At 42.1% G+C, this 1,027-nt stretch carries 2 protein-coding genes; one reads left to right on the top strand and one right to left on the bottom strand.

Features of this window, described 5'->3' with window-relative positions; all coding sequences use genetic code 11:
* Positions 1–277, top strand: a 277-nt coding sequence (locus G0P99_RS18815) for an antitermination protein N (protein ID WP_199784958.1), incomplete at its 5' end; no start/stop codon positions are given.
* Here G0P99_RS18815 and G0P99_RS18820 read toward each other — a convergent pair.
* A complete protein-coding gene (locus G0P99_RS18820) occupies positions 278–760 on the bottom strand; it encodes a superinfection exclusion B family protein (RefSeq protein WP_000281856.1) in 483 nt (160 codons plus the stop codon).
* Between the last annotated feature and the right edge of the window lie 267 nt (positions 761–1,027).

The raw sequence follows: 1,027 nt of genomic DNA on the forward strand, positions 1-1,027 counted from the left end.
GTGCTCTTCCGATCTAAATCCCCTGTTGGTTGGGGTAAGCGCAAAACCAGTTAACCGCCCTATTCTCTCGCTGAATCGCAAACCGAAATCACGAGTAGAAAGCGCACTAAATCCGATAGACCTTACAGTGCTGGCTGAATACCACAAACAGATTGAAAGCAACCTGCAACGTATTGAGCGCAAGAATCAGCGCACATGGTACAGCAAGCCTGGCGAACGCGGCATAACATGCAGTGGACGCCAGAAAATTAAGGGAAAATCGATTCCTCTTATCTAGTTACTTAGATATTGGCCTTGGCTTTATCTCAATATTATATGGATCATAGCTGGCAACTAATTCAGTCCAGTAAATATCCTCAATAGGGAATAATATATGCTTTCCATTCCATCGGGAAAAAGTTTTGTTCAACACACCAAGCTCAATCAACTCACTAATGTATGGGAATTGTTTTGATGTAACCACATACTTCCTGCCTTCATTAAGGGCTGCGCACAAAACCATAGATTGCTCTTCTGTAAGGTTTTGAATTACTGATCGCACTTTATCGTTTTGCATCTTAATGCGTTTTCTTAGCTTAAATCGCTTATATCTGGCGCTGGCAATAGCTGATAATCGATGCACATTAATTGCTAGCGAAAATGCAAGAGCAAAGACGAAAACATGCCACACATGAGGAATACCGATTCTCTCATTAACATATTCAGGCCAGTTATCTGGGCTTAAAAGCAGAAGTCCAACCCAGATAACGATCATATACATGGTTCTCTCCAGAGGTTCATTACTGAACACTCGTCCGAGAATAACGAGTGGATCCATTTCTATACTCATCAAACTGTAGGGGTTGTAATAGTTTATCCGATTTCTCGCTGTAGGGGTACACGAGAACCACCGAGCCTGATGTGGTTAAAAGACAGGCACAATCTTTACTACCGCAATCCACTATTTAAGGTGATATATGGAAGAAGAATTTGAAGAGTTCGAAGAGCATCCTCAGGATGTGATGGAACAATACCAGATCGGAAGAGC

This window comes from Ruegeria sp. PrR005 (genome assembly GCF_010500245.1).
Lineage (GTDB): Bacteria > Pseudomonadota > Alphaproteobacteria > Rhodobacterales > Rhodobacteraceae > Ruegeria_B > Ruegeria_B marisflavi.